The sequence below is a fragment of the Candidatus Obscuribacterales bacterium genome, assembly GCA_019744775.1.
In the GTDB taxonomy this organism is placed as follows: Bacteria; Cyanobacteriota; Vampirovibrionia; order Obscuribacterales; family Obscuribacteraceae; genus SBAT01.
Genome location: JAIETZ010000013.1, coordinates 126,508 through 147,933, shown reverse-complemented (window position 1 = coordinate 147,933; position 21,426 = coordinate 126,508). Strand labels below are relative to the sequence as shown.

Genomic DNA, 21,426 nt, shown 5'->3' with positions numbered 1-21,426 from the left:
TCGCAGCAAATGAGGGCTGACAATGGCTCAAAACAGCCAAAATTGCCCCAGAACAGCCGATCTTCAATTATACTAATGTCATAAAATGATTTGGCTTGGTTTAACAACATGTCAGGGAGAAATAGTCATTAGTAGCAGCGAACTCAAGTTTCCAGATGGCTTCCTATGGGGTGTCGCAACCTCACATTTCCAGGTTGAAGGCAACCCAAAGGAAATGGCTGGCCGCTTGTCGGACTGGTCAATGTGGACTAATTGCGACGGCAAGATAATCGATCAATCGAATGCCGACAGAGCATGCGAATTTTTCTATCGCTACAAAGACGACCTTGCACTTTGTCAAAACATGAACATGAACGCCTTTCGCTTGAGCCTAAATTGGGCGGCGCTCATTCCATTGCCTGGTGCATCACTCGATCGCGAGATGGTCGACTATTACAAAAAGGTTTTGACGGAAATTCGAGCCAAAGGAATGAAATCCTTTGTCAGCCTTTTCCATTTTTGCTTACCTAATTGGTTAGCCGACATTGGCGGCTGGACCAATCCAAAAACGGTTCGTGAATTTGCAAGATTCGCCGAACTCTGTGCTCAAGAATTTGGCGATCTAGTTGATTTTTGGATTACCATCAACGAGCCTTTGGTTTATGCCTATCAAAGTTATATTGCCGGAGTTTGGACACCTGGCTATGAAGGCGACTTTCTACTCGCCTTTAAGACAATTCGTTCAATGCTTGAAGGGCATGCTGCTGCCTATCATGAAATTCACAGCAATGTAAAAGACGCGCAAGTAAGTTTTGCTATTCACTGGCGGATCTTCTCAGCACGCAATCCAATTAATCCTCTCGATCAGTTTGCACGTTATTTGCGCAATCATGTCTTCAACCACATCTTCTTACTGGCAATTCGAGAAGGGCGTCTAATTTTCCCGTTTCCAATTAATTGCGAGCGCGTAGTTCAAAGCATAAGTGGACCAATCACCGGATTGAAGGATTCGATGGACTATATTGGCCTCAATTACTACACGCATGAGACTTGTGAATTCCAATGGGCTTATCCACCGGACTTTTTCGGTCAGCAAGCTGAGACTCACAAAAATGCCAAGACTGGACTTGGTTGGGAAATATATCCCCAAGGTCTGTATGACGTGCTCACCAAAGAGTTGCCTGAATACAGCGTTAATTCACAAGGTAAGCAACTGCCGACGTATATTACAGAAAATGGCATGGCAACCAAGTTTCCAGCGCACATGATAGATGGTGATTGGTCTCTCAATGACACTGAGCGCGTCAATTTCTTGACCGAACACATCAAAGCAATGCATCGCGCCATTGCCGATGGCGCCAACGTGAAGGGTTATTTGCACTGGTCGCTTCTCGATAATTTTGAATGGGCCGACGGATTGGAAGCACGATTTGGACTGGTTCGCGTGGCATTTCCTACTCAGGAAAGAACCATGCGTGAAAGTGCAAAAGTCTACGCGGAGATTGCTCGCAATAATGGACTGGGCATGCAAATGCTCCAAGGCAGTGAACGAGCGGTTACCTCCAATACATAGAGCGGAGTCTAAATTGAAAAAAGTACAATTGCTCGCATTAGCCCTTTTGCTAGTGCCCCTAGTAAATGCTACCTTACCAACTTCAGCTGAAAACAGCGCAGCTGAAGATATTGCCGAAGCCCAAAAATCCATTACGAATCCTGTAAAGGCAACTCTTGTATCTGAAAGCAAGGAGATACAAGCAGGTGAGCCTTTCACACTTGCCGTGCAGTTGAACATGCAGCCGGGCTGGCACACTTATTACAAAGATCCAGGCGAATCCGGACTTGCCACATCAATTGACTGGACATTGCCTAAAGGTTTTTCAGCTAGTCAAATTGAATGGGAAAAACCAACAAAATTTGTCGAAGCTGGTGTTACTACATATGGATATCAGAAGAAAACAGTATTAAGAACAAAAATTACGCCGCCAGCACAATTAAAGGATGGCGAGCCTTATTCATTCACAGCCAAAGTCAAATGGCTTTCCTGCAAAGAAATTTGTTTACCAGGCAAAGCCGAGTTAAGCCTTTCAATTAAAGCAGCAGCCAAAGCACCAACTGTAGCCACTCCGCAAAAGTCAGCCGGCAATAGCTCTCACTCCATGGATAAAGAGCCACCTCCTCCGACTATTTCTTCTGTTGAAAGACATAACGTATCAACGGGGACAACATCTGAGCAAAGCACCAACTTCTTCACTTATATTGCTTTTGCTTTTATAGGAGGCTTCTTACTGAACCTCATGCCCTGCGTATTGCCTGTTATTTCAATAAAGGTACTGAGCTTACTAGAACAATCACGCGATGAGCCCAAGGAAATTCTCAAGTCGGGACTGATTTTTTCTTCGGGCATTATTGCCTCGTTTATGTTTCTTGCCGTTCTTGTTTTGGCACTGAAGAGTTTTGGACAAAGTATCGGCTGGGGATTTCAATTTCAACATCCAGCATTTCTCATCGCCATGTCCACTGTTGTGCTTGTATTGTCGCTCAGCCTAATGGGTCTGTTTTACGTCTCAGCGCCAACACAAGCACAATCGGGAGTTGACCGCGTTGCCAATCGGGAAGGCGCGCTTGGCACATTCGGCAAAGGTGTACTCGCAACCCTGCTTTCCACACCATGCACAGCACCCTTTCTCGGCACTGCAATTGGTTTTGGCTTTTCACAACCTGCTTGGGTTTTACTAACAATATTTTTCGTTGTGTCCTTAGGCATGGCTTCACCCTACATACTTCTGACAGCTCAACCAAAATGGATGTGCTACCTGCCGAAGCCTGGACCCTGGATGGAACAATTCAAAGAAGCAATGGGCTTTCTGCTTTTAGCAACAGTTGTCTGGCTCTTATCCGTTCTTGGACAACAGGTTGGACTCATTGGCGTTCTAAATACATTGGCTTTCCTATTGGCTGTGTCATTTGCTACCTGGATAACAGGCAGATTTATCAATTTAAGTTCATCGTCAAAGCGTAAATTCACGACATGGGCAGTTGCTCTGGCAATTTGCGCGGGCGCCTATCAAATTTTCCTACCTGCCGTATTCCAAGCCGCCAATTCCAGCACTACTGAGACAGCAACTCTAGAAGAAGAAAACGGAATTATCTGGATGCCCTACAAGACAGAGTTGCTGGACAAAATGCTACGTTCAGGCAAAACAGTTTTCCTGGATTTCACTGCCGACTGGTGTCTTACCTGTAAGGTAAACGAGAAAACTGTTATTGCCACGAAGCCAGTTATCGACAAATTCAAATCACTTGGTGTTGTAACCATGAAAGCAGACTGGACGAAACAGAATCCGGACATTGGTGCCCTTCTGCAGCAATTTGGTCGCTCCGGGGTCCCGCTCTATGTAATTTTCCCTGGAAATGATCCTGAACATCCAATTGTGCTGCCTGAAGTTATTACTCAAAGTCTAGTTTTAGAGAAGCTCGATTTAGCCGGCAAGAGCAAGTCCTAAGCAACAATTGGTAGTTTCTCACTTGACCGTTTCTACGTCCTCACTTAAGATGAGTCTCCCTGTGCGGAATGATGTAATGTCTACAAATCAAACAATTCAAGCACCAGTGGCGGCTTTCACAGCCGGTAATTTCGTTTGCGATCGAGATAATAACAACTCGGATAATGACCTCTGGCGTCAGGTTTTGCAGTCGGAATTACTTTAGTTATATAAATAGCAAAGTATAAGTTACAGACCGCAAGACCTACGGGTCTTGCGGTTTTTCTTTTGGAGAAGAGTTATGGAACCTGAATCGATACGAACCAGTGAAGCTAAGCTGCACATTGGCAAAGAAGTGACTGTAAAAGGTCACGTTCATGCCGTGCGCAAGCTTGGCAATTTAGCCTTTCTGGTACTTCGCGATTCAGATGGTCTTCTGCAAATCGTTGTTGAAAATCCCGAGCAATTGGAAACAATTGCAGAACTTGGATTGGAATCAACAATTGCCGTTGCAGGCAAAATTCAAGCTCAACCAAAGTCAGCAAGCGGCGCCGAAATGTTGCTTTCCAGTATTAAGATCATGTCGAAATCAGCAGGACCACTACCGGTTGAAATCAACAAAGAAAGTAAACTTGAATCACTGTCGCTTTCTGCCATGCTGGACTATCGTCCATTGACGCTCCGGGCGCCATCCATACGCGCCATATTTAAAATAGAAACTGAAATTGTCAGGGCATTTCGCGAATTTCTAACTAAAGAGAAATTCGTGGAAATTCATTCACCAAAAATTGTTGCGACAGGAACTGAAGGTGGTGCGCAATTATTCACAGTCGACTACTTTGGCGGGAAAGCTTATCTTGCCCAAAGCCCTCAGTTTTACAAGCAAATGATGGTGGGTGTATTTGAGCGCGTATTTGAAGTTGGTCCTGTTTATCGTGCCGAAGAACATGAAACCTCGCGCCACTTAAACGAGTACATAAGCATGGACTACGAGATGGGCTTCATCGAAAGCGAACAAGATGTAATAAACCTGGAGGTAAAACTTCTCCAGCATATCTTTGCGAGCTTGCAAGAACACTGCGCGGAGGAACTCAAGTTATTACAAGCAAAGGTTCCGGAGATAAAACATATACCTCAAGTAACTTTGGCAGAAGCCTTTTCTATACTTACAGAAAAACTCGGCTGGAAGCCACAAACAACCGGCACGCCGGATCTCGACCCTGAAGGTGAGAGACTACTTTGCCAACATTTTTTGCAAATGGAATCGTGCGACCTCGTATTTGTAACTCGGTACCCAAAAGAATCGCGTCCATTTTACACAATGCCGTTAAATGAATTGACGCGCAGCTTCGACTTGCTCTTCAGAGGACTTGAAGTAACAACCGGCGGACAGCGTATACATTCACACGAGGAGCTTTGCCAAAGCATAAGGTCTCGCGGCATGGAGCCGGAAGCATTCGCTGACTATCTGCAATGCTTCCGCTATGGCATGCCACCGCACGGCGGCTTAGCTATTGGGCTGGAGAGACTGACAAAGCAATTGCTCAATCTATCCAACGTACGTCTAGCTTCACTCTTCCCCAGAGATCGTAGCCGAGTTAGCCCTTAAGTGGATGTCTTGAGTGCACTAACAGCATCTAAGAGTCCAACGATGCTGCCTGTTTCCGCGTAATCCGAGAAGACAATTAAAATCCCATTGGGCACTTCAGAGAATACCGTTAATTTGTCAGCGGTGTGAGCAATGAGCTGCTTCAAGTTTCCGAATTCGAGCTTCTTGATGGCATTGCCGCTCGGACTGAAAACAGCCAGCGCCATGGCGCCCTGGCTGAAGCTGTCCATGTCTGATTCCAGCGTGGAGGAAATAACCAGACCATCATGTCCGACAATCAAACAGCCGGTAACTCCTGGAAAGTTACGCAATTTCTGCAGAATAGTAGTTAATTCCTGTCCTTTGTCTTCGGTAATAATTTTGGCCGTCGATAGTCCGCCCTGTTCACCCGAACGAATAATAGTTTCAACAGCTTGGGAATCTAGAAGCATTTTGCCTATCGTCCGCATCGTGCCTGGGGGCTGCGAGTCTGGCTTAGCCGCTTTGGGGTTTAGTCTGCCGAAGTCTTTTAATTCCTTGCCTTTTCCTTCGCCGGAAGCGTCTTTGGCCGCCTGAGCCGCCCTGCTTTCTTCACCAAATAAGTGTTCTAACGAAACTTGCTCTGGATTGATTTGCTTTTCCAAGGCGTCGATTCGTTCGACATCAAGTTTCTCCAAAATGTCTTTAACTGATTCCGTAGAACGAGCCTGCGCAAATGCAGTCGGATCAACAACAGATTCACCAGGCACAGCAAAGTCTTCTGCCTTTTCCGGCGCCTCTTCGACTTTAGCAGTCACATCTTGCGGAGTAGCAACGCGTCTTACTGCTTCAGCGTCTTTGACGATAGTGCCGACTACAAACTTATACTGATCCTTCAATTCCAACTTCAAAATACTCACTGTGGCAAGGACACCTGCGACGTTCATGACTCCTAATTGCACCCAGTTGATGAGCACGAAAGTCTCAGGCAACATGCGCGTCGATTGCCCGGTAAATCCTCCCCACAAATTACCCACAACACCAACAGCCATTGTGAAACCAATAATGCCGCCTGAAATTTGAACAGCCTGATCGGTCGAAGCGTTTTCATAAAAGAGAAGCGCCAGCAACAAAGCCAAGCCGCATTCACCGGCATAGAAAGCTATGAGCGGCAATTCAACGACAAAATCCGGATATAACTGCGGCAGAAAAATCACGCCAGCGATAGCTGCTGCCAGCGTCAGGACAAATAAAGTCGTATTTGGATGAAAGGAGATTTTGTACATTCGGTACGAGCCAGCCCAAAGCCTGCCAAGAGGACAAAGCTTGTCCTCAGTGACCTATATACCCAATCAATAGACAGCCTATTATTTAAATTATTGGAGGAATTTATTGCCTAAAAGTAGCGCCGGCATTTTCAGACAGGCACTGACGCATCATTTTGAGCGTTGCATCGACTGTTTCGGCTCTTAGCGTCTCAGTCGGGTGCTGGAAGGTCAAACGATAGGACAAGCTGCGCTTTTGGGCGTCCAACTCAAACTGGGAGACCAATTCGACCTTTATCAGGTGTTCGCCGGCCTTTACTATCAAATCGTAAAGTTTGGCTTGCGGTGTTGTCTTATCAGCATCGACTGTAAGGTCTCTAACCACATAGGGTGTCGTATAAATCTCGCTGAATTTAGTTGGAACCCCAATTCGGCGTAATTTATCCAAGCTCAGCTCAAACAAATAGGCCGGACTACGCAAGGACTTTTCTTCTATTAGCGCAGGATGAATTTCGCCCAAGCAACCAATCTCTTCGCCTTCATGCTCAATGACGCACGAACGTCCTGGATGAAATTGTGAACGCATCAACGCTGAATTTTTTGTGTTAGCAACGTATTTGATTTTCGTTGTGTCCACTGCTAATTTGCTCAATAAGTTTTCTACTGCGCCTTTTGCAGAATAGAAATCGACGACTGATTCACGCTTGCCGGCATAGTTACTTTTGCCATCGCCAAGTTGAGTATTTTCCTGCCACTGGCTCAAAATATTTGAGCCACTTATTGCTCCTGCCAGACGCATTTCTTCATAGGTGCCTGTGTTTTTGTCATCTGAATTTGATTGACGCTCATACACGCGACCGATTTCGAAGACCCAAGCCTCGTGCTGTCCATGATTGTGATTGTAGGCAACAGCATCGACAAGTCCTGGCACCAGACTCTGGCGCATAACCTTGTGTTCCGGTGACAATGGATTGAGAACGGAAACGGCCTTCTTATCGCCTTCTTCTAAAGCCTTGCCGACAAGACTGCTGGTCCATGTTTCGTTCAATCCACTTGCGATAAGCGTTTGTCGAGCTAATAAAGGCAAAGTATCCGGCGGAGAAGGCGCCATGGTCGTGCGCGGCATTGCCGGCTCAATACGGTCATAACCCCACAGACGGCAAACTTCTTCAATGAGGTCTATTTCGCGATAAACATCGCGTTGCCTAAAACTTGGAACAAGAACTTCAACAACACCTTGTCCTTTTGTTTTGCCGGCAAAGCCCAAAGGCTCCAAAAGTTCAATTGTCGCCTCCGGCGTAATTTCAATATCCGATAAGCGTTTGACTTGGCTCAAACGCAAATCGACGGTCATGGGCTTGACCATGTCTTGACCGGCGTATTTAAGTTTGCCAAGTTTGCCGCCACAAGCTTCCAGAATTAAGTGAGCAGCTCGATCTGATGCCCTGGCTACAGAACACAAATCAACGCCACGCTCAAAACGCAAGCTGCTGTCACTGGATAGTCCCAAAAGACGACTCGATCGGCGCACACGCGCATGATTGAAGCAAGCTGCCTCCAAGGCAATGTTTTTGCTTACATCACTTATTTCGCTTTCCTTGCCACCCATGACACCAGCGACACCGACGACTCTATCCTTGTCGGCAATCACGAGAACTTCATCTGTGAGTTCGCGCTCTTTGTCATCAATAGTTGTTAGCTTCTCGCCTTTTTTAGCACGGCGCGCTTCAAGCTTGTCGCCATTCAGCTTAGTCAAATCATAGCCATGCAAGGGTTGTCCTAGCTCATGCAAAACGTAGTTTGTCACATCGACGATGTTGTTAACAGTGCGAACACCAATTGCTTCCAGCCTGCGAGCAATTCGCGCAGGTGACGGTCCCACTTTCAAATCGGCAAGTAAGCGAATCGTAAAATACGGACAGTCATCGGCATTTTCCACGCGCACTTCAAATTCTTGAGCGAAGCTTTCTTCCGGCAGACGCCAGTCAACGTGTTTGAGCGGGCGCTTGAGCAATGCTGCAACTTCACGCGCCATGCCGAATACGCAGAGTGCATCACCACGATTAGAGCGTGGTTCAACATGCAAGACATGATCAGGATACAGATGCAAAAGTTTTTTCACATCAGCACCCAGTTCAGCCCCGCCATTCAATACAAGAATGCCTTCGCTTTCCGGCAGATTCAAGCCAATCTCCGGCGGTGAGCACAGCATTCCGGAAGAATGTACACCGCGGATTTTTGTTTCTTTTATCTCAAAAGCAGTACCGTCGTGACGGTTAATGACACGAGCACCCGGTAAAGCTACAGGAATTCTTTGACCGACGACGATATTGCTTGCGCCGCAAACAATTTCCAGAGGTGCATCATTGGCACTAACTTTTACTTTCGTCAAACGAATCTTGTCGGCATTTGGGTGCGGATTGATTTCGACAATCTCGCCGACAATAAGCGGTCCTTGAATATCCGGACCAACCTTGCGCACTTCCTCAACTTCAAAGGCGCCCATGGTCAACTTCTCAGCCAACTCCTGGATGGACACTCCGTCGAGATCTACATAGTCAGACAACCAATCAAAGGACAAACGCATAATTTAGAACTGCTCCAGAAAACGAAGATCGCTTGAATAGAAATGGCGGATATCGTTGATACCGTACTTAAGCATTGCCAGTCGCTCAATACCGATACCGAAGGCAAAGCCACTCCATTCCTCGGGATTGATACCAACGCCTTTCAAGACATTTGGATCAACAAGACCACACCCTAAAAGTTCCAACCAGCCACGATGACCGCAGGTACGACAGCCTGAACCTTCACAAAATGGACATTGACTATCCAGTTCAGCCGACGGCTCTGTAAATGGGAAAAAGTCCGGACGAAAACGCGTCTTCAAATCTTTTTTGAAAAGCAAGCGAATAAATTCGCTGAGCACGCCTTTTAGTTGTCCCATGGTTACATCTTTGTCTACGTACAGTCCTTCCATCTGGTGGAAGATAGGATACTTACGCGCATTTATCTCTTCATTACGATAAACGCGGCCGATTGTGATTATTCGCAGTGGCGGCTTCTGTTTTTCCATCGCGCGAATTTGCACAGGCGATGTTTGGCTGCGCAAAATTACTTGCGGTCCTACATTTGTGTAAAACGTGTCTTGCTCATCACGAGCCGGGTGATCATCCGGCGTATTCAACGCATCAAAGTTGTAGTATTCGGTTTCAATCTCCGGACCATCGACGAATGTAAAACCAAGTCCGAAAAATATTTGGATGATCTCTTCACTTAGTTGTGTAAGCGGATGAATGTGTCCCAATCGGCGACCGCCACCGGGTAACGTCACGTCGATTGTTTCGCGAGAAAGTCTTGCGTCCAATTCTTTGCTTGAAAGTTGCGCCTTGCAAGCATCCAGGCGTTGCTGAATACTTTCTTTTACTTGATTGGAAAGCTGCCCGATTTTTGGGCGCTCTTCTTTGCTCAATTCGCCGAGACCGCGAAGCACTGAAGTCAATTCGCCCTTCTGCCCCAGGTAATTCAAGCGAACTTGCTCCAAAGAAGCCATGTCGCTAATGTCGGCAAGAGCTGCTAAAGCCCTTTTCTCAACGTCTTTTAGTTGTGTTTCTAATTCGGCAACGCCCACGGAAAGCCCCTTACAGGTGAGGTCTACTAACTCTAACAGACCATCATTTCAATTTCCGCCTCTTGTACCAGCATGTTTACCGTAGGCAATTAGACCTCAATTACATTAAAATGACGAAACTATGCCGAAACATCGATTCAAGCAAAGACGAAAGCCGACAATTCCCACAACACGAGTCTCCGTCATCATCATCACGGATGACAAGAAGATTCTTTTAGTGCGTCACCGGAAGGGTAATCGCAGCTACTGGGTGCTTCCGGGCGGCAGGCTTGAGTACGGCGAAACCTTCCAGGAATGCGCCGTTCGTGAGCTTAAGGAAGAGACTGGATTGGATATTGAGTGCGACGAGCTGGTTTTTCTATCCGAATCCATTGCCCCTGACCGCTCACGCCACATTGTCAACATTTACATTAAGGGACATGTAACAGGCGGCGAGATGAAGCTCGGTGATGAGCCGGTATTAGCCGGAGTGGACTTTTTCCCTATGGACGAGCTGGACAAAATGACGCTATTTCCACCCGTAGCCAGGCAGCTACTTGCCGGTTATGACCACAAATTCAGTAAAGGTATTCAATATCTCGGCAATATGTGGGTTTAGGTATAGTAAAATTTCCTTCCTTCCACAAGAACACCTGGTGTGTTCACTAACGTGTTCATTAGAACAAGGAAATATAGTCATGCCACAACAAAAAGGTTTTAAGCGCGCCATTAAGGTAGCCAACCGCAAGAAAAAGCTCGTAATTCGCAAGAAAGAAGCCAACATCAAGCGTCTTATCCGCCAAGAAGAAAACGCCGGTAAAGAACAAGAGCAAGAAGCTGCCGCTTCCTAACTTCGCGCTTTCTTGAATTTGCAAAAGACGATCGTCTAACTGAGACGATCGTCTTTTTTGTTTTGATGGGTTCAGTCTTAGCCCCAGTCTGCCCCAAAGGCAAAGACGGTCTCGCCAATCACAACTTCACTTCCGGGTACAGCACCTTCGGCAAGCAGCGCATCGATAACACCCATTGCCCGCAAAACTCTATGGAAGTGAAACAACGCCTCGGGATCGCGCAAATTTGTAACCGCTAAGTGTCTAACTACTCTGTCACCGAGAACGTGAAATTGTTTTTTCGAACGCACAATTTCAAAGCCGCCATCAGGATGCTGGAAAGCCAACTCGTCTGCCTCGACTTCCGTCGGCACAAATCTCGGTCCCAATTTGGCCAAATTATCCAGCAGAAGTTTTTTCAAATCATCGAGGCCGAAATTGGTGGCACAGGAAATAACGTAGACAGGTACCTTCAACTTCTTTTTCAATTCTTCAACTAGTTTGTCGCGATCTTCTTCGGGCAACAAATCCGCCTTGTTCACAACAAGCAATTGCGGCAACTTGTCTAAATCGCGTTCATAGAGGAGAAGCTCTTTATTGATGATATCGATATCGGCAATTGGATCTTCGGCAGCAATATCAACAAGATGCACAAGCAATCTCGTCCGTTCAATGTGCCGCAAAAACTTGTGTCCGAGTCCAACACCAGTGGACGCGCCTTCAATTAGTCCAGGAATGTCGGCCAAAACGTAGCCGTCACCATCAGGTCTTTTTACAACACCCAAGTTGGGTTCAAGCGTCGAAAACGGATAGGCAGCAATTTTGGGATGAGCGGCCGTCAGTCGCGATAGCAAGCTCGATTTGCCGGCATTCGGCAAACCGATTATGCCGACGTCTGCCATCAGCTTGAGCTCAAATTCAAGCTCGCGCTCGATGCCCGGTTCGCCCGGATCACAAAAGGCCGGAGCCCTTCTTGTCGGCGTTGCCAATTCGGCGTTACCACGCCCGCCACGCCCGCCTTGGGCAACCATTACTTTCTGGTGTGGCGCACTTAAATCGGCAATAGCGGTACCTGTGCGCGCGTCATAGACGACTGTTCCGACAGGCACCTTAATCACTAAGTCCGGGGCATCTTTTCCGTGTTTGCGCTTGGAGCCGCCTTTGGCTCCATGGGCAGCCTCATAATTGACCTTGTAGCGGAAGTCCAAAAGTGTGCCCAAATCAGGGCTTGCCTGGACAATAACATTGCCGCCCCGACCGCCGTTGCCGCCAAAGGGTCCGCCCATGGGCTCGTACTTCTCCTGACGCCAGGCAACCATGCCGTTGCCGCCGTCGCCGGAACGTACCGTTATCTTGACTTGATCGATAAACTGACTCATAACGTAAGTTTCTCGCAATTTTAAATTAAAGTTCTATTGTTCCTAATAATTTTATATACTTGTATGAGATAGTAGATTCAGGAAGCACTTGGCAGGGTAAATTTTCGAAAGGTGGAGGACCTTCCCTTGGAAAACAAAGTCACGATACACGAAAAATCACGCGGCGAAACCATTACTGTCTACATCGACGAGTATCGCGGCACACGCTATCTGCACATTCGCGAGTGGTACCTCGATAAGGACGGCGAGTCAAAGCCATCCAAAAAGGGTGTAGCGCTTCCGCTGGACAAAGTTGACGCTTTACGCGCAGCTTTGGATGAATTGGCTCCCAAAGAGAAGTAATAGGGCTGAAAGTGTTTCAGAAGGCCAACCCAATTGGCCTTCGATTTTTTGTAGGGAGTAGATAGTGACGCATAATAAGGTAGGCAGTTTCACGCTAGCACTCGCAGCAGTAGTTGTTCTAATTACGTCCGCACGAGCAACAATCGCATCAGAAATAGCTATCTCCAGAGAGACACCAAAACAAGGCCAAACAATCGAAGTCAAGATCAAAGGCATATTTGATACTCCGCCTGTAGTGTCATTCAACAAATCGACTTATCAGACATTCCAAACAGAACCGGTAGCAAGTGATACCAATGCAAGAGAATCGACTTACCAAACGCTTATTGGTGTGCCTGCAGACCTAAAACCGGGCGATTACAAAATGAAAATCGGCAGCGATGAGCGCGCAATTAAAGTCATCGATGGAAAATTTCCTGTGCAGAGATTGTCTTTGCCCAAAAAGGTTGCATCACTTGAACCGGCACCAGGAGAAATGGAAGCCATTCAAAAGTGCAAAGAGACTTTGAGCAGTCAAAGACTTTGGAATAATGTATTCACTATTCCTTCACCGGCTCGCATATCAACGCAATTTGGTTTGAAGAGAATCGTTAACGGCAAAATGCAGGATGACTATTTCCATTCAGGAATTGATTACGCAGGTGGACTAGGATCACCAGTCAAAGCAACTGCACCAGGGACAGTGATACTGGCACGCTCAGGTTATAAACTGCATGGTAATGTAATTTGTATTGATCACGGACAAGGCGTCGTTTCTTTCTATCTTCACTTAAGTAAAATGCTCGTCAAAGAAGGCGACACGGTTAAAGCGGGTGAAGTGATCGGAAAGATTGGACAAAGCGGCCGAGCAAATGGACCGCACTTGCACTTCAGTCTATATGTAAATCAAGTTGCCACCAATCCGACTGATTGGTACAAGCAGGTTTACTAGCAACCATTCGGAGTAACAGTCACTAATGACGACTCCGGCAAGAACCACCAGTTGATTTGCGAGATCTCTCGACTCCCTCACTGGGTTCGGTCGCTCGAGATGACAAAGTTGTAGTGGGCGCATTGCATGCGCCCACTAATAAAAGAGGGCGGTTGCCCGCCCTCTTTTATTTCCACAAGTGTTAGGAGAAAATCCTTACTTATACTTTTGGACTTAGCCGTTCTGCTTCATCCAGAAAGCTTCTTTGATAGCTTTTGAATGGGTAGACTCGGCAGAGATAGTTACTGTTGCCGGCACAAATAGGAATACTTGGTCGCCAATTTTTTGCTGATGACCATCGATGGCAAAGGTTGCCCCCGACAAGAAATCAATGACGCGTTGTGATTCCGCATTGTCAAGATGATGGAGATTCATCAATACGGACTTGCGTCCACGCAGATGCTCCACTATCTCAAGCGACTCATCATATGATCTCGGCTCTATTACCAAGACTTCCGATGATGCTTGTGCGCTTGGGTGATCGACGACCTTTTGACCGCCGCTGATTGCATGCTTCAACGATCTGATTGGATCTACTACTGGTGCTTTTTGCAATGCTAATTGCCCGCTTGTTGCGTAGATATCATCAGTGGTTTCGAAAAGCTCTTCAAAATCTTCTTGGTCATAGTTCTCTGAAGGACCAAACCAGAAGTTCTTAAACTTTTGCACGATGTTGCTCACTGAGTTCCTCCTTACCTAAATCCTTGCCTTACCTGGAATAAATTTTTTTGTTTCGCTCCGGTTTCGCTATCGCTACACCTTCGCTTGCCGTCCGGCTACCTTTCTTCGCTTCGCTGGCGACCGGCTCATCGCCGCTCTTGCTCCGCTTCCTGTGTCAGTCAAATATCGCTCGTCCTAAACGCACCATTGTTGATCCACAGGCTATCGCTTCTTTGTAGTCTTGCGTCATTCCCATGGATAACTCTTTCAATTTGACGCCGTAAACGCTTTCTAGTTCGCTGCGCAATAATTGTAACCCCTTAAAGCAAAATCGCCAAGTGGTGTTATCGGTGGTGAATGGTGCAATCGTCATCAATCCATCCACTCTGATACCAGAAAGCCTCTGCAGATCCGAAAAACGATCCTTCAGATCATCAGGCGTGAAGCCACCTTTGTTTGGATCGTCGGCCATTTTCACTTGCAACAAAACGGGTTGAACGATCTTTTTTGCGATCGCAGCACGCGAAACTTCTTCTGCGAGATCGAAAGAATCGATCGAATGGATCAAATCGAAGCGGCCGATCACTTTGTTGATCTTGTTCGTTTGCAAATGCCCGATGAAGTGCCAAGTTACTTTATCGGCCACTTCCGGCGATAGCTGTTCCTGCTTTTTGATCGCATCCTGAACGCGATTTTCAGCGAAATCAGTGACACCAGCCGCATATGCTTCTTCAATTTGCGTTATGGAGGCTGTCTTAGTAACGGCAACGAGTCTCACCGGCGCTGCGCCGATCGCTTCCCTCACCCTTGCTAAATTGTCAGCCACAACCATGACCTAATAACGCTAATAGTAAACATGCCAAAAACACACGCATGTGTTCGCAGTGAATTTCAATCACCGTCTATTATAAGACTTTGAATTTTATATTTTGTCAAGCTTTGAAGATCGAGATTAATCTACGACGCGATTATTCAATATCACCGAGTATGGTGATGACTTGTGCTAACGCATATACACTTGCCGTTTCAGAGCGCAGTATTCTGGGTCCAAGTGATACCAATTGAAAGCCCGCCTGATCAGCACTTTCGATCTCTTCGTCTGTAAATCCGCCTTCAGGACCGACAACTACAAGTATATTCATCGGCAATGCATGAGAGATCTGATGGCCATTTCCCTCGTTGAGCAATGTAAGTAACACGTGACTTAACAAAGTTCCGTCGGATCTCTCAGCGCAAATTACTTTGAGATTCCACATCTCATCACTCACCGCAGATGGTGCCATAAGATCCGCGAACGCAATTGGAGATCGAATTTCCGGGACTATTGATCTTTCGCATTGCTCCGCTGCTTCACGCGCAATTGCCGTCCAACGATCAAGCTTTTCCTTCTTGTCCTTCTCGTTTCGCAGATCAACAGTCACAACTGATCGCGCGCAAATTATGGGAGTCACTTGATGGACACCGAGTTCAGTCATTTTCTGCAATGCCCAATCAAAGCGTCCGCCTCTTAAAAGAGGCATGGCCACTGTAACCGACACTGGCGCCTCAGCAATTGCTTCAAGTTCTTCAATAATGTCAAGCAGGACTTGCTTCTTACTCAACTCGGTAATCAAGCAGCGAGCAACAAGCCCCTTGCCATCCAGTATTACTATATGACTTCCAACGCTCAGTCTCAAGACATTACTTATTTGCTTAATTTGCTGCAAATCGACAATACGTGCCCGCCTTGCCGCTTTGTCAACAAGGACCGGATCGACAAAAAATCTAGATAAGGACTTGCTAAGAGGATGCTCGGTCATCAATGATATAATCTTCCCTTGTTCATTATTATGGATTCTTTGCCCTCCGGCTAATCGTTTAGTTTAGCCGTCGAGATGTCGAAGATGGCATAAGTTGGCCAATCAACTCCAGCGCTAGTTAAGCATAACGGGCGCAATACAAAAAAGGATGGCGTACGAGATGGACCTGAAGGAGTGGTTCGCAAACCGGCAAAAACGGCGCGACACATTACAGGTTAAGCAACCTCTGACCACGGAAGAGTACTGCGCTCTGTGGACACAATGCTTTCAATGTCGCGAGCTTCTCTACACTCGCGACCTGCGCAATCATCTGCACGTCTGTCCTAAATGCCAGTACCACTTCCGCATCGGTGCCATGCAACGCATAGAGCAATTGTCCGATGCCGATACATTTGTTGAATTAGATGCCAATTTAGTGTCCGCCGATCCATTAGAGTTCGTTGACAGTGAACCATATCCTTCGCGCCAGGCTGATGCCGAACGCAAATCAGGACTTAAGGAAGCCATCGTTACGGGGCACTGCAAAATTGACGGCAATGCCGTTGCTTTAGCTGTCATGGACTTTGCTCACTTCGGCGGCTCAATGGGCTCAGTTGTCGGTGAAAAAATTGCTCGACTGGTTGAGTATGCCATCAAACACCATATGGCAGTAATTATCATTTCCAGCTCAGGCGGGGCTCGAATGCAGGAAGGAATCCTTTCGCTCATGCAATTGGCTAAGACGAGTTCCGCGCTGCAATTACTTGATGAAGCAGGTTTGCTCTACATATCTATTCTTACAGAACCGACATTTGGCGGCGTAACAGCCAGCTTTGCCATGCTCGGAGACATTATCATTGCCGAGCCGGGAGCCCGTGTAGGTTTTGCCGGTCGCCGTGTTATTGAACAGACAATAAGACAAAAACTGCCGGCTGACTTCCAGACTGCCGAATACCTGATGAAAAATGGTCAAGTAGACATGGTTGTCGACAGAGGCAATATGAAGCAGATGCTGGGCAAATTGGTCGCGTTCCATCATGCCGGCAAACAAAATTCCAATAAGCCGCCGGTGAAATCACAGTCGCATTCGCAATCAAAAATCTATTCAGCCTCGTAGGAGCTGTCATGCCACCAACCGAAAAGAAAACCGCACCTTTAGAGTTTGAAATGCCGCTGGCTAATCTGGCAGCGCAAATTGAAGCTTTGGAAACGCAGCTTGCCGAAAACCCGGAGCTAGCTAAAGACATTGCTCAACTGAGCGAGCAATACAACCAACTTCGCCGCACACTATATACAAATTTGAGAGCTATCGATCACCTGGCTATCGCTCGTCATCCGCAGCGTCCTTATACAAGAGATTATTTCGCTCACTGGGATCCCAATTGGGTCGAATTACACGGTGACAGACGCGGTGCTGACGATCCGGCTATGGTTGCCGGCTTGGTAGCAATGGATCAATTCAACTGCGTTGCAGTCGGTACGCAAAAAGGTCGCGCATTGCGCGACAAGCAGCAATGCAATTTCGGCATGCCTCAACCTGAAGGATATCGCAAAGCTTTAAGGGTTTTCCAGCACGCACAAAAATTCAACCTGCCGATCATTACATTGATCGACACGCCGGGAGCTTATCCTGGTATGACCGCTGAAGAACACAATCAGTCTGAGGCAATCGCCAGAAACTTGCGCGAATTGGCCGGACTAACGGTGCCTGTTATAGCTGTTGTCACAGGTGAAGGTGGATCAGGTGGTGCTCTGGCGATAGGCGTTGCCAATCGCATTCTCATGTTGGAGCATGCTGTTTACTCGGTAATTTCACCGGAGGGCTGCGCATCTATTCTGTGGAGATCAGCAGACAAAGTTTCACAAGCCTGCCAGGCAATGAAAATGACTGCTCGCGAAATCTTGTCGCTGGCGGTAGCTGATGAAGTAATCAGTGAACCATTAGGCGGTGCGCAACATGATCCGGCAGTTGCTGCCCTTAATGCCAAAGCAAAAATTGTTACTCACCTGAAAGACTTGACAAAAATGTCGCCTGAACAAATCAGAGCGGACAGACAAAACAAGTTCCGCAATATGGGCGCTTTTAGAGAGTCTATTTAAGTCGTTTCAGCAAAGACTGGGACTGTTTATAAATGGTGGATTTTGGAGAAACTTTCTCCAAAACAGCTTTTGCCTGGCGATAATCCTTGTATTTGATGTAGTGCTTTGCCAGACGCAAATAAACCCTGTTAAGCGTCTCGAAATCCGCATTGCTTAATATGCCTGATTTCTGCGCAGATTCCAAAAGTTCTTTTGCTTGATGCAATTTGCCGGCACTTATTAGCTTGTCGATTTCCGACTGGCTTACTTTGTTGTCTTTGAAGAAAGAGGAAAACATGGGTTCAGTGCGAACAAACCAAATGAGCACCGTCAGCAAAATCAAACACATCAAGTACGGCACCAAAATTTGCACATAGGCAACCAAACGACTAAAAATCGACACGTCCGTTTTTACTTTGTAAGCGTGATCTCGTTGGCGATCGCGTTGCTTCTCTTGCTCAGCGGCAATTTCTTCGCGCATCTGAATATGCTCGGCAAGTTTTTTGCCTTTGCTTTCCACGACATTACGGAAGAGATCGGACATCTCCTGTCCGGAAACAGATTCCGGCTCCTTAGGAGCTGCAGCTGCTTCCAATTCAGCAGCAAGGTCGATTTTGCCGAAACTGGCAAGCATCTTGTTAGTGGCGGACATTAACTCATCACGCAACTGCGCCATAGAAGATTGGCGATCTTCCGGTGCTTTGGCTAACGCCTTTGCAATTACATCTTCAAGCTCTTGCGGAAAGAGAAAATCCGGACGCACATCCTTGAGCCTTGGCGCAACTTCATTCACTTGCGCAAGCATAAGCCTTGCCGCATCAGTCGAGGCAAAAGGCGGACGACCAACCAACGCCTCAAAAACGACTACACCAAGCGAATAAATGTCGCTTCGATTATCGATATCCTTATTAGTAATTCTCTCCGGACTCATATAGATAGGACTGCCGCCGACAGCGCCGGCTTTGGTCAAGCTGGATAATGTCTCGCCATCCACACGCAATAATTTTGCAATTCCAAAGTCAACGACTTTGACAAAATTCTGTTGCCCACCTTGTTCAATAAGCACGATGTTGTCCGGAGTGACATCACGGTGAATGACACCACAATTGTGCGCTTCCTCAAGCGCATCACAGACTTGTTTGATTATCGGCATCAACTCTTTTACGGAAAGCAATTTGCGCTCATGCAAAACTTTGGCAAGAGTGTCGCCTTCAAGATAATCCATAGCGATGTAGGGAAGTCCGTTGGGCAAAAGTCCGTAGTCAAAAACGGTAATGATGTGCGGATGCTTCAGTCTGCTTACACCGCGGGCTTCTTGCTGAAATCTTTTAACGGTATCAGGATCGGCAATTAGATAGTTGTGCAAAACTTTGACGGCTACCGGTCGCCCAACTAATTCTTGATTAGCTTTATAAACCGTACCTAGAGCACCACGCCCAATTATAGATTCAATCTTGTAGCGATCATCTATAACGGTGCCGACTAATGAGCCGCCTTCCAATGAAACTAACTTCACTCCGTCGGCTGGACAATGAGTTTTCTCATCGTCAAATTTGCCGCCACAATTAAGACATAATTTCAAGTTGGTAACGCTCCGGTTGCGCTTCGCTTCACCTTCGCTCGCCGTCCGGCAGTTCCTTCTTCGCTTCGCTGCGACCGGCTCTTCGCCGCTCTGCGCTACGCTTGTATTTTCTTACCCAGACAAGGCTTCGCTCGCGTCACTATGGTGACATAGAAGCGCCAAAGTTTAAATGCTTAGCGTGGGAAGCAAAGCGACAAAGGGTTAAACTAGTCGGTTCGTAAGGTAACAGAGCTCCTCGGCAAGGTGCCCGAAGAACTCAAAAGAGATTATGACTAACCAAGTAAAAGCTTCTGAAAACCCAGCCAAGCCAGGCAAAATGGCACTTCTGCTCATATTTCTAACGGTCTTTATTGACCTTGTTGGATTCGGCATCATCATCCCGGTCTTGCCAACCTACGCAGAAAAGTTTGGCGCCAATGCCACACTGGTTGGGCTCCTCTTGGCATCTTATTCTCTGATGCAGTTCTTCTTTACACCTTTCTGGGGACGCTTATCCGATAAAGTCGGCCGACGCCCAATTCTTCTAACGAGTTTGCTGGCATCTGCCATCGGCTATCTAATTTGGGGAGTTTCCGCTTCCCTGCCGATGCTTTTCTTGTCCCGTCTCGTCGCTGGATTCGGCAACGCCAATTTGGCTGTAGCTCAGGCTTACATCTCTGATGTAACAACTGAAGAAAATCGCGCAAAAGGCATGGGATTAATTGGTGCAGCATTTGGTCTTGGTTTTGTACTTGGACCAGCCATTGGTGGACTGGCATCACCATTTGGTTTAAACACTATTGGTTATTTAGCAGCCGCATGCAGCATCATTGATTTGGTGCTTACGTTTTTCCTGCTGCCTGAACCTGAGACTAGGTCACAGGCCGCTCACGAACGTTATTCAGTGGAACCAAACTTCTACTGGAACACTTTGCGCAATGACAAATTGAAAGCATCATTGCTGATATTTTTCATTTCCACGTTTGCTTTTGCCAACATGGAGGCCACACTTGTTTTGCTGACGGAAAAACAGTTTCACTTTTCTGCCGCACAAAACGCCTGGATGTTTTTCTTTATAGGTATCATCATGGTGTTCGTGCAAGGCGGATTAATTGGACGCTTGTCCAAGCGATTCGGCGAAAAGAAGTTGATAGTCGCAGGCTCAATATTGGTGGCAGCCGGATTGCTTTTAACTCCGGCAACAACAAGTGTGCCTGTTTTGTATGCAGCGCTATTCCTTCTAGCACTCGGCTCTGGAATTAACACTCCTTCCAACCAAAGCATGTTGTCTCGCTTGTCGGACAAGGGAAAAGTAGGCGGCATTATGGGTGTCGGTCAATCGCTTTCCACTCTTGGTCGCATCTTAGGACCAATTGCCGGCGGCTTTGCTTTCGAACACCTGGGATTGGGAGCGCCCTATCTTATAGGTGCAGCAACCATGCTGGTTGTAGCCGGCTTGGGCTTCACCTTGCCGGACCTGAAGCCTAACGGCTCAGACTCAAACGGGAAGAAAAAGACGCCTGACAACGCTGCAGTTGTCTAAGAAAGGCCCTTTTTGGGCATATTAGTCTCAAGAGAAAAAACAAAAAATACAGGGTTTTCAAGAAGCCCTGTCAGTCAACGAGGGTTGTGAATCATTAAAAATATGCTATATTGTCCACACTAATTTTCCTAAAAGGCGAGTTGCCTCAAATAGTCGAAAAGCTTGGAGAGCTGCCAAGCAAATATCATATCCAGCTCAAAGATTTAAACGAAGAATGAAATAGAAGGTCAAAGCGAAAAGCTATGTCAGCCAAGAAAGAAACACCCACGCAAGACGTGCAAAAAAGATATCAACAGGAATTCAATCGCTACCAGAAGCAAATTGAAAAGGTCAAGAAGCTCAAGTCTAAGACTAAAGCCGCTTAGTTAACCACTGCTCAAT

The 21,426-nt window shown here is 46.9% G+C and carries 18 protein-coding genes; 10 read left to right on the top strand and 8 right to left on the bottom strand.

Features of this window, described 5'->3' with window-relative positions; all coding sequences use genetic code 11:
* Positions 1 to 85: 85 nt before the first annotated feature.
* The 3 genes from K2Y22_17550 (at position 86) to aspS (ending at position 5,070) form a co-directional block, all read left to right on the top strand.
* Positions 86 to 1,552, top strand: coding sequence for a glycoside hydrolase family 1 protein (locus K2Y22_17550; protein ID MBX9880268.1), 1,467 nt, complete (start codon positions 86 to 88; stop codon positions 1,550 to 1,552).
* 13 nt (positions 1,553 to 1,565) lie between these two features.
* Complete coding sequence (locus K2Y22_17545) at positions 1,566 to 3,482, top strand: thioredoxin family protein (protein MBX9880267.1); 1,917 nt, start codon at positions 1,566 to 1,568, stop codon at positions 3,480 to 3,482.
* 280 nt (positions 3,483 to 3,762) lie between these two features.
* The gene (gene aspS / locus K2Y22_17540; GenBank protein MBX9880266.1) at positions 3,763 to 5,070 is read left to right on the top strand and encodes an aspartate--tRNA(Asn) ligase; all 1,308 of its coding nucleotides are present in this window, start codon (positions 3,763 to 3,765) and stop codon (positions 5,068 to 5,070) included.
* Here aspS and K2Y22_17535 read toward each other — a convergent pair.
* The 3 genes from K2Y22_17535 to pheS form a co-directional block, all read right to left on the bottom strand.
* Complete coding sequence (locus K2Y22_17535; GenBank protein MBX9880265.1) at positions 5,067 to 6,314, bottom strand: roadblock/LC7 domain-containing protein; 1,248 nt, start codon at positions 6,312 to 6,314, stop codon at positions 5,067 to 5,069. The genes aspS and K2Y22_17535 overlap by 4 nt on opposite strands.
* Before the next feature lie 103 nt (positions 6,315 to 6,417).
* A complete protein-coding gene (gene pheT, locus K2Y22_17530) occupies positions 6,418 to 8,880 on the bottom strand; it encodes a phenylalanine--tRNA ligase subunit beta (protein ID MBX9880264.1) in 2,463 nt (820 codons plus the stop codon).
* Between the two features lie 3 nt (positions 8,881 to 8,883).
* Positions 8,884 to 9,846, bottom strand: coding sequence for a phenylalanine--tRNA ligase subunit alpha (gene pheS, locus K2Y22_17525; GenBank protein ID MBX9880263.1), 963 nt, complete (start codon positions 9,844 to 9,846; stop codon positions 8,884 to 8,886).
* Positions 9,847 to 10,045: 199 nt separating this feature from the next.
* Here pheS and K2Y22_17520 point away from each other — a divergent pair, with 199 nt between their 5' ends.
* Both K2Y22_17520 and K2Y22_17515 read left to right on the top strand, forming a co-directional pair.
* Positions 10,046 to 10,522 (top strand): NUDIX hydrolase, encoded by a 477-nt coding sequence (locus K2Y22_17520; protein MBX9880262.1) that lies wholly within the window; start codon positions 10,046 to 10,048, stop codon positions 10,520 to 10,522.
* Between the two features lie 79 nt (positions 10,523 to 10,601).
* Positions 10,602 to 10,754 (top strand): hypothetical protein, encoded by a 153-nt coding sequence (locus K2Y22_17515; protein ID MBX9880261.1) that lies wholly within the window; start codon positions 10,602 to 10,604, stop codon positions 10,752 to 10,754.
* Between the two features lie 77 nt (positions 10,755 to 10,831).
* On the opposite strand, the gene obgE is transcribed toward K2Y22_17515, so the two are convergent.
* On the bottom strand, positions 10,832 to 12,112 hold the full coding sequence (obgE, locus tag K2Y22_17510; protein ID MBX9880260.1) for a GTPase ObgE: 1,281 nt from the start codon (positions 12,110 to 12,112) through the stop codon (positions 10,832 to 10,834).
* A gap of 126 nt (positions 12,113 to 12,238) precedes the next feature.
* On the opposite strand from obgE, the gene K2Y22_17505 reads away from it, so the two are divergent.
* Together K2Y22_17505 and K2Y22_17500 are read left to right on the top strand one after the other, a co-directional pair.
* The gene (locus K2Y22_17505) at positions 12,239 to 12,454 is read left to right on the top strand and encodes a transcriptional coactivator p15/PC4 family protein (protein ID MBX9880259.1); all 216 of its coding nucleotides are present in this window, start codon (positions 12,239 to 12,241) and stop codon (positions 12,452 to 12,454) included.
* Positions 12,455 to 12,518: 64 nt separating this feature from the next.
* Positions 12,519 to 13,385: a M23 family metallopeptidase gene (locus tag K2Y22_17500; GenBank protein MBX9880258.1), complete on the top strand. Its 867-nt coding sequence runs from the start codon at positions 12,519 to 12,521 to the stop codon at positions 13,383 to 13,385.
* Between the two features lie 213 nt (positions 13,386 to 13,598).
* On the opposite strand, the gene K2Y22_17495 is transcribed toward K2Y22_17500, so the two are convergent.
* The 3 genes from K2Y22_17495 to K2Y22_17485 all read right to left on the bottom strand — a co-directional run bounded on the left by K2Y22_17495 (position 13,599) and on the right by K2Y22_17485 (position 15,883).
* Complete coding sequence (locus K2Y22_17495; protein MBX9880257.1) at positions 13,599 to 14,105, bottom strand: cell division protein SepF; 507 nt, start codon at positions 14,103 to 14,105, stop codon at positions 13,599 to 13,601.
* Between the two features lie 154 nt (positions 14,106 to 14,259).
* On the bottom strand, positions 14,260 to 14,910 hold the full coding sequence (locus tag K2Y22_17490; protein ID MBX9880256.1) for a YggS family pyridoxal phosphate-dependent enzyme: 651 nt from the start codon (positions 14,908 to 14,910) through the stop codon (positions 14,260 to 14,262).
* A 142-nt stretch (positions 14,911 to 15,052) separates the two neighbouring features.
* Positions 15,053 to 15,883, bottom strand: a complete 831-nt coding sequence (locus K2Y22_17485; protein MBX9880255.1) for a 16S rRNA (uracil(1498)-N(3))-methyltransferase — start codon at positions 15,881 to 15,883, stop codon at positions 15,053 to 15,055.
* A gap of 160 nt (positions 15,884 to 16,043) precedes the next feature.
* Here K2Y22_17485 and accD point away from each other — a divergent pair, with 160 nt between their 5' ends.
* Together accD and K2Y22_17475 are read left to right on the top strand one after the other, a co-directional pair.
* Positions 16,044 to 16,979 carry an acetyl-CoA carboxylase, carboxyltransferase subunit beta gene (accD, locus tag K2Y22_17480; GenBank protein MBX9880254.1) on the top strand — a complete coding sequence of 312 codons (936 nt, stop codon included), beginning with the start codon at positions 16,044 to 16,046 and terminating at the stop codon, positions 16,977 to 16,979.
* 8 nt (positions 16,980 to 16,987) lie between these two features.
* Positions 16,988 to 17,962, top strand: a complete 975-nt coding sequence (locus tag K2Y22_17475) for an acetyl-CoA carboxylase carboxyltransferase subunit alpha (protein ID MBX9880253.1) — start codon at positions 16,988 to 16,990, stop codon at positions 17,960 to 17,962.
* On the opposite strand, the gene K2Y22_17470 is transcribed toward K2Y22_17475, so the two are convergent.
* Positions 17,955 to 19,523, bottom strand: coding sequence for a protein kinase (locus tag K2Y22_17470; GenBank protein MBX9880252.1), 1,569 nt, complete (start codon positions 19,521 to 19,523; stop codon positions 17,955 to 17,957). The genes K2Y22_17475 and K2Y22_17470 overlap by 8 nt on opposite strands.
* Positions 19,524 to 19,791: 268 nt before the next feature.
* On the opposite strand from K2Y22_17470, the gene K2Y22_17465 reads away from it, so the two are divergent.
* The gene (locus K2Y22_17465) at positions 19,792 to 21,045 is read left to right on the top strand and encodes an MFS transporter (protein MBX9880251.1); all 1,254 of its coding nucleotides are present in this window, start codon (positions 19,792 to 19,794) and stop codon (positions 21,043 to 21,045) included.
* Positions 21,046 to 21,426: the final 381 nt, after the last annotated feature.

Bases quoted from the DNA above. Each gene is read 5' to 3' on its own strand.
- K2Y22_17485 (MBX9880255.1), bottom strand. From the start codon at position 15,883: ATGACCGAGCATCCTCTTAGCAAGTCCTTATCTAGATTTTTTGTCGAT.
- aspS (MBX9880266.1), top strand. From the start codon at position 3,763: ATGGAACCTGAATCGATACGAACCAGTGAAGCTAAGCTGCACATTGGC.
- K2Y22_17535 (MBX9880265.1), bottom strand. From the start codon at position 6,314: ATGTACAAAATCTCCTTTCATCCAAATACGACTTTATTTGTCCTGACG.
- K2Y22_17515 (MBX9880261.1), top strand. From the start codon at position 10,602: ATGCCACAACAAAAAGGTTTTAAGCGCGCCATTAAGGTAGCCAACCGC.
- pheS (MBX9880263.1), bottom strand. From the start codon at position 9,846: ATGGCTTCTTTGGAGCAAGTTCGCTTGAATTACCTGGGGCAGAAGGGC.
- accD (MBX9880254.1), top strand. From the start codon at position 16,044: ATGGACCTGAAGGAGTGGTTCGCAAACCGGCAAAAACGGCGCGACACA.
- obgE (MBX9880260.1), bottom strand. From the start codon at position 12,112: ATGAGTCAGTTTATCGATCAAGTCAAGATAACGGTACGTTCCGGCGAC.
- K2Y22_17550 (MBX9880268.1), top strand. From the start codon at position 86: ATGATTTGGCTTGGTTTAACAACATGTCAGGGAGAAATAGTCATTAGT.
- K2Y22_17475 (MBX9880253.1), top strand. From the start codon at position 16,988: ATGCCACCAACCGAAAAGAAAACCGCACCTTTAGAGTTTGAAATGCCG.
- pheT (MBX9880264.1), bottom strand. From the start codon at position 8,880: ATGCGTTTGTCCTTTGATTGGTTGTCTGACTATGTAGATCTCGACGGA.
- K2Y22_17465 (MBX9880251.1), top strand. From the start codon at position 19,792: ATGACTAACCAAGTAAAAGCTTCTGAAAACCCAGCCAAGCCAGGCAAA.
- K2Y22_17520 (MBX9880262.1), top strand. From the start codon at position 10,046: ATGCCGAAACATCGATTCAAGCAAAGACGAAAGCCGACAATTCCCACA.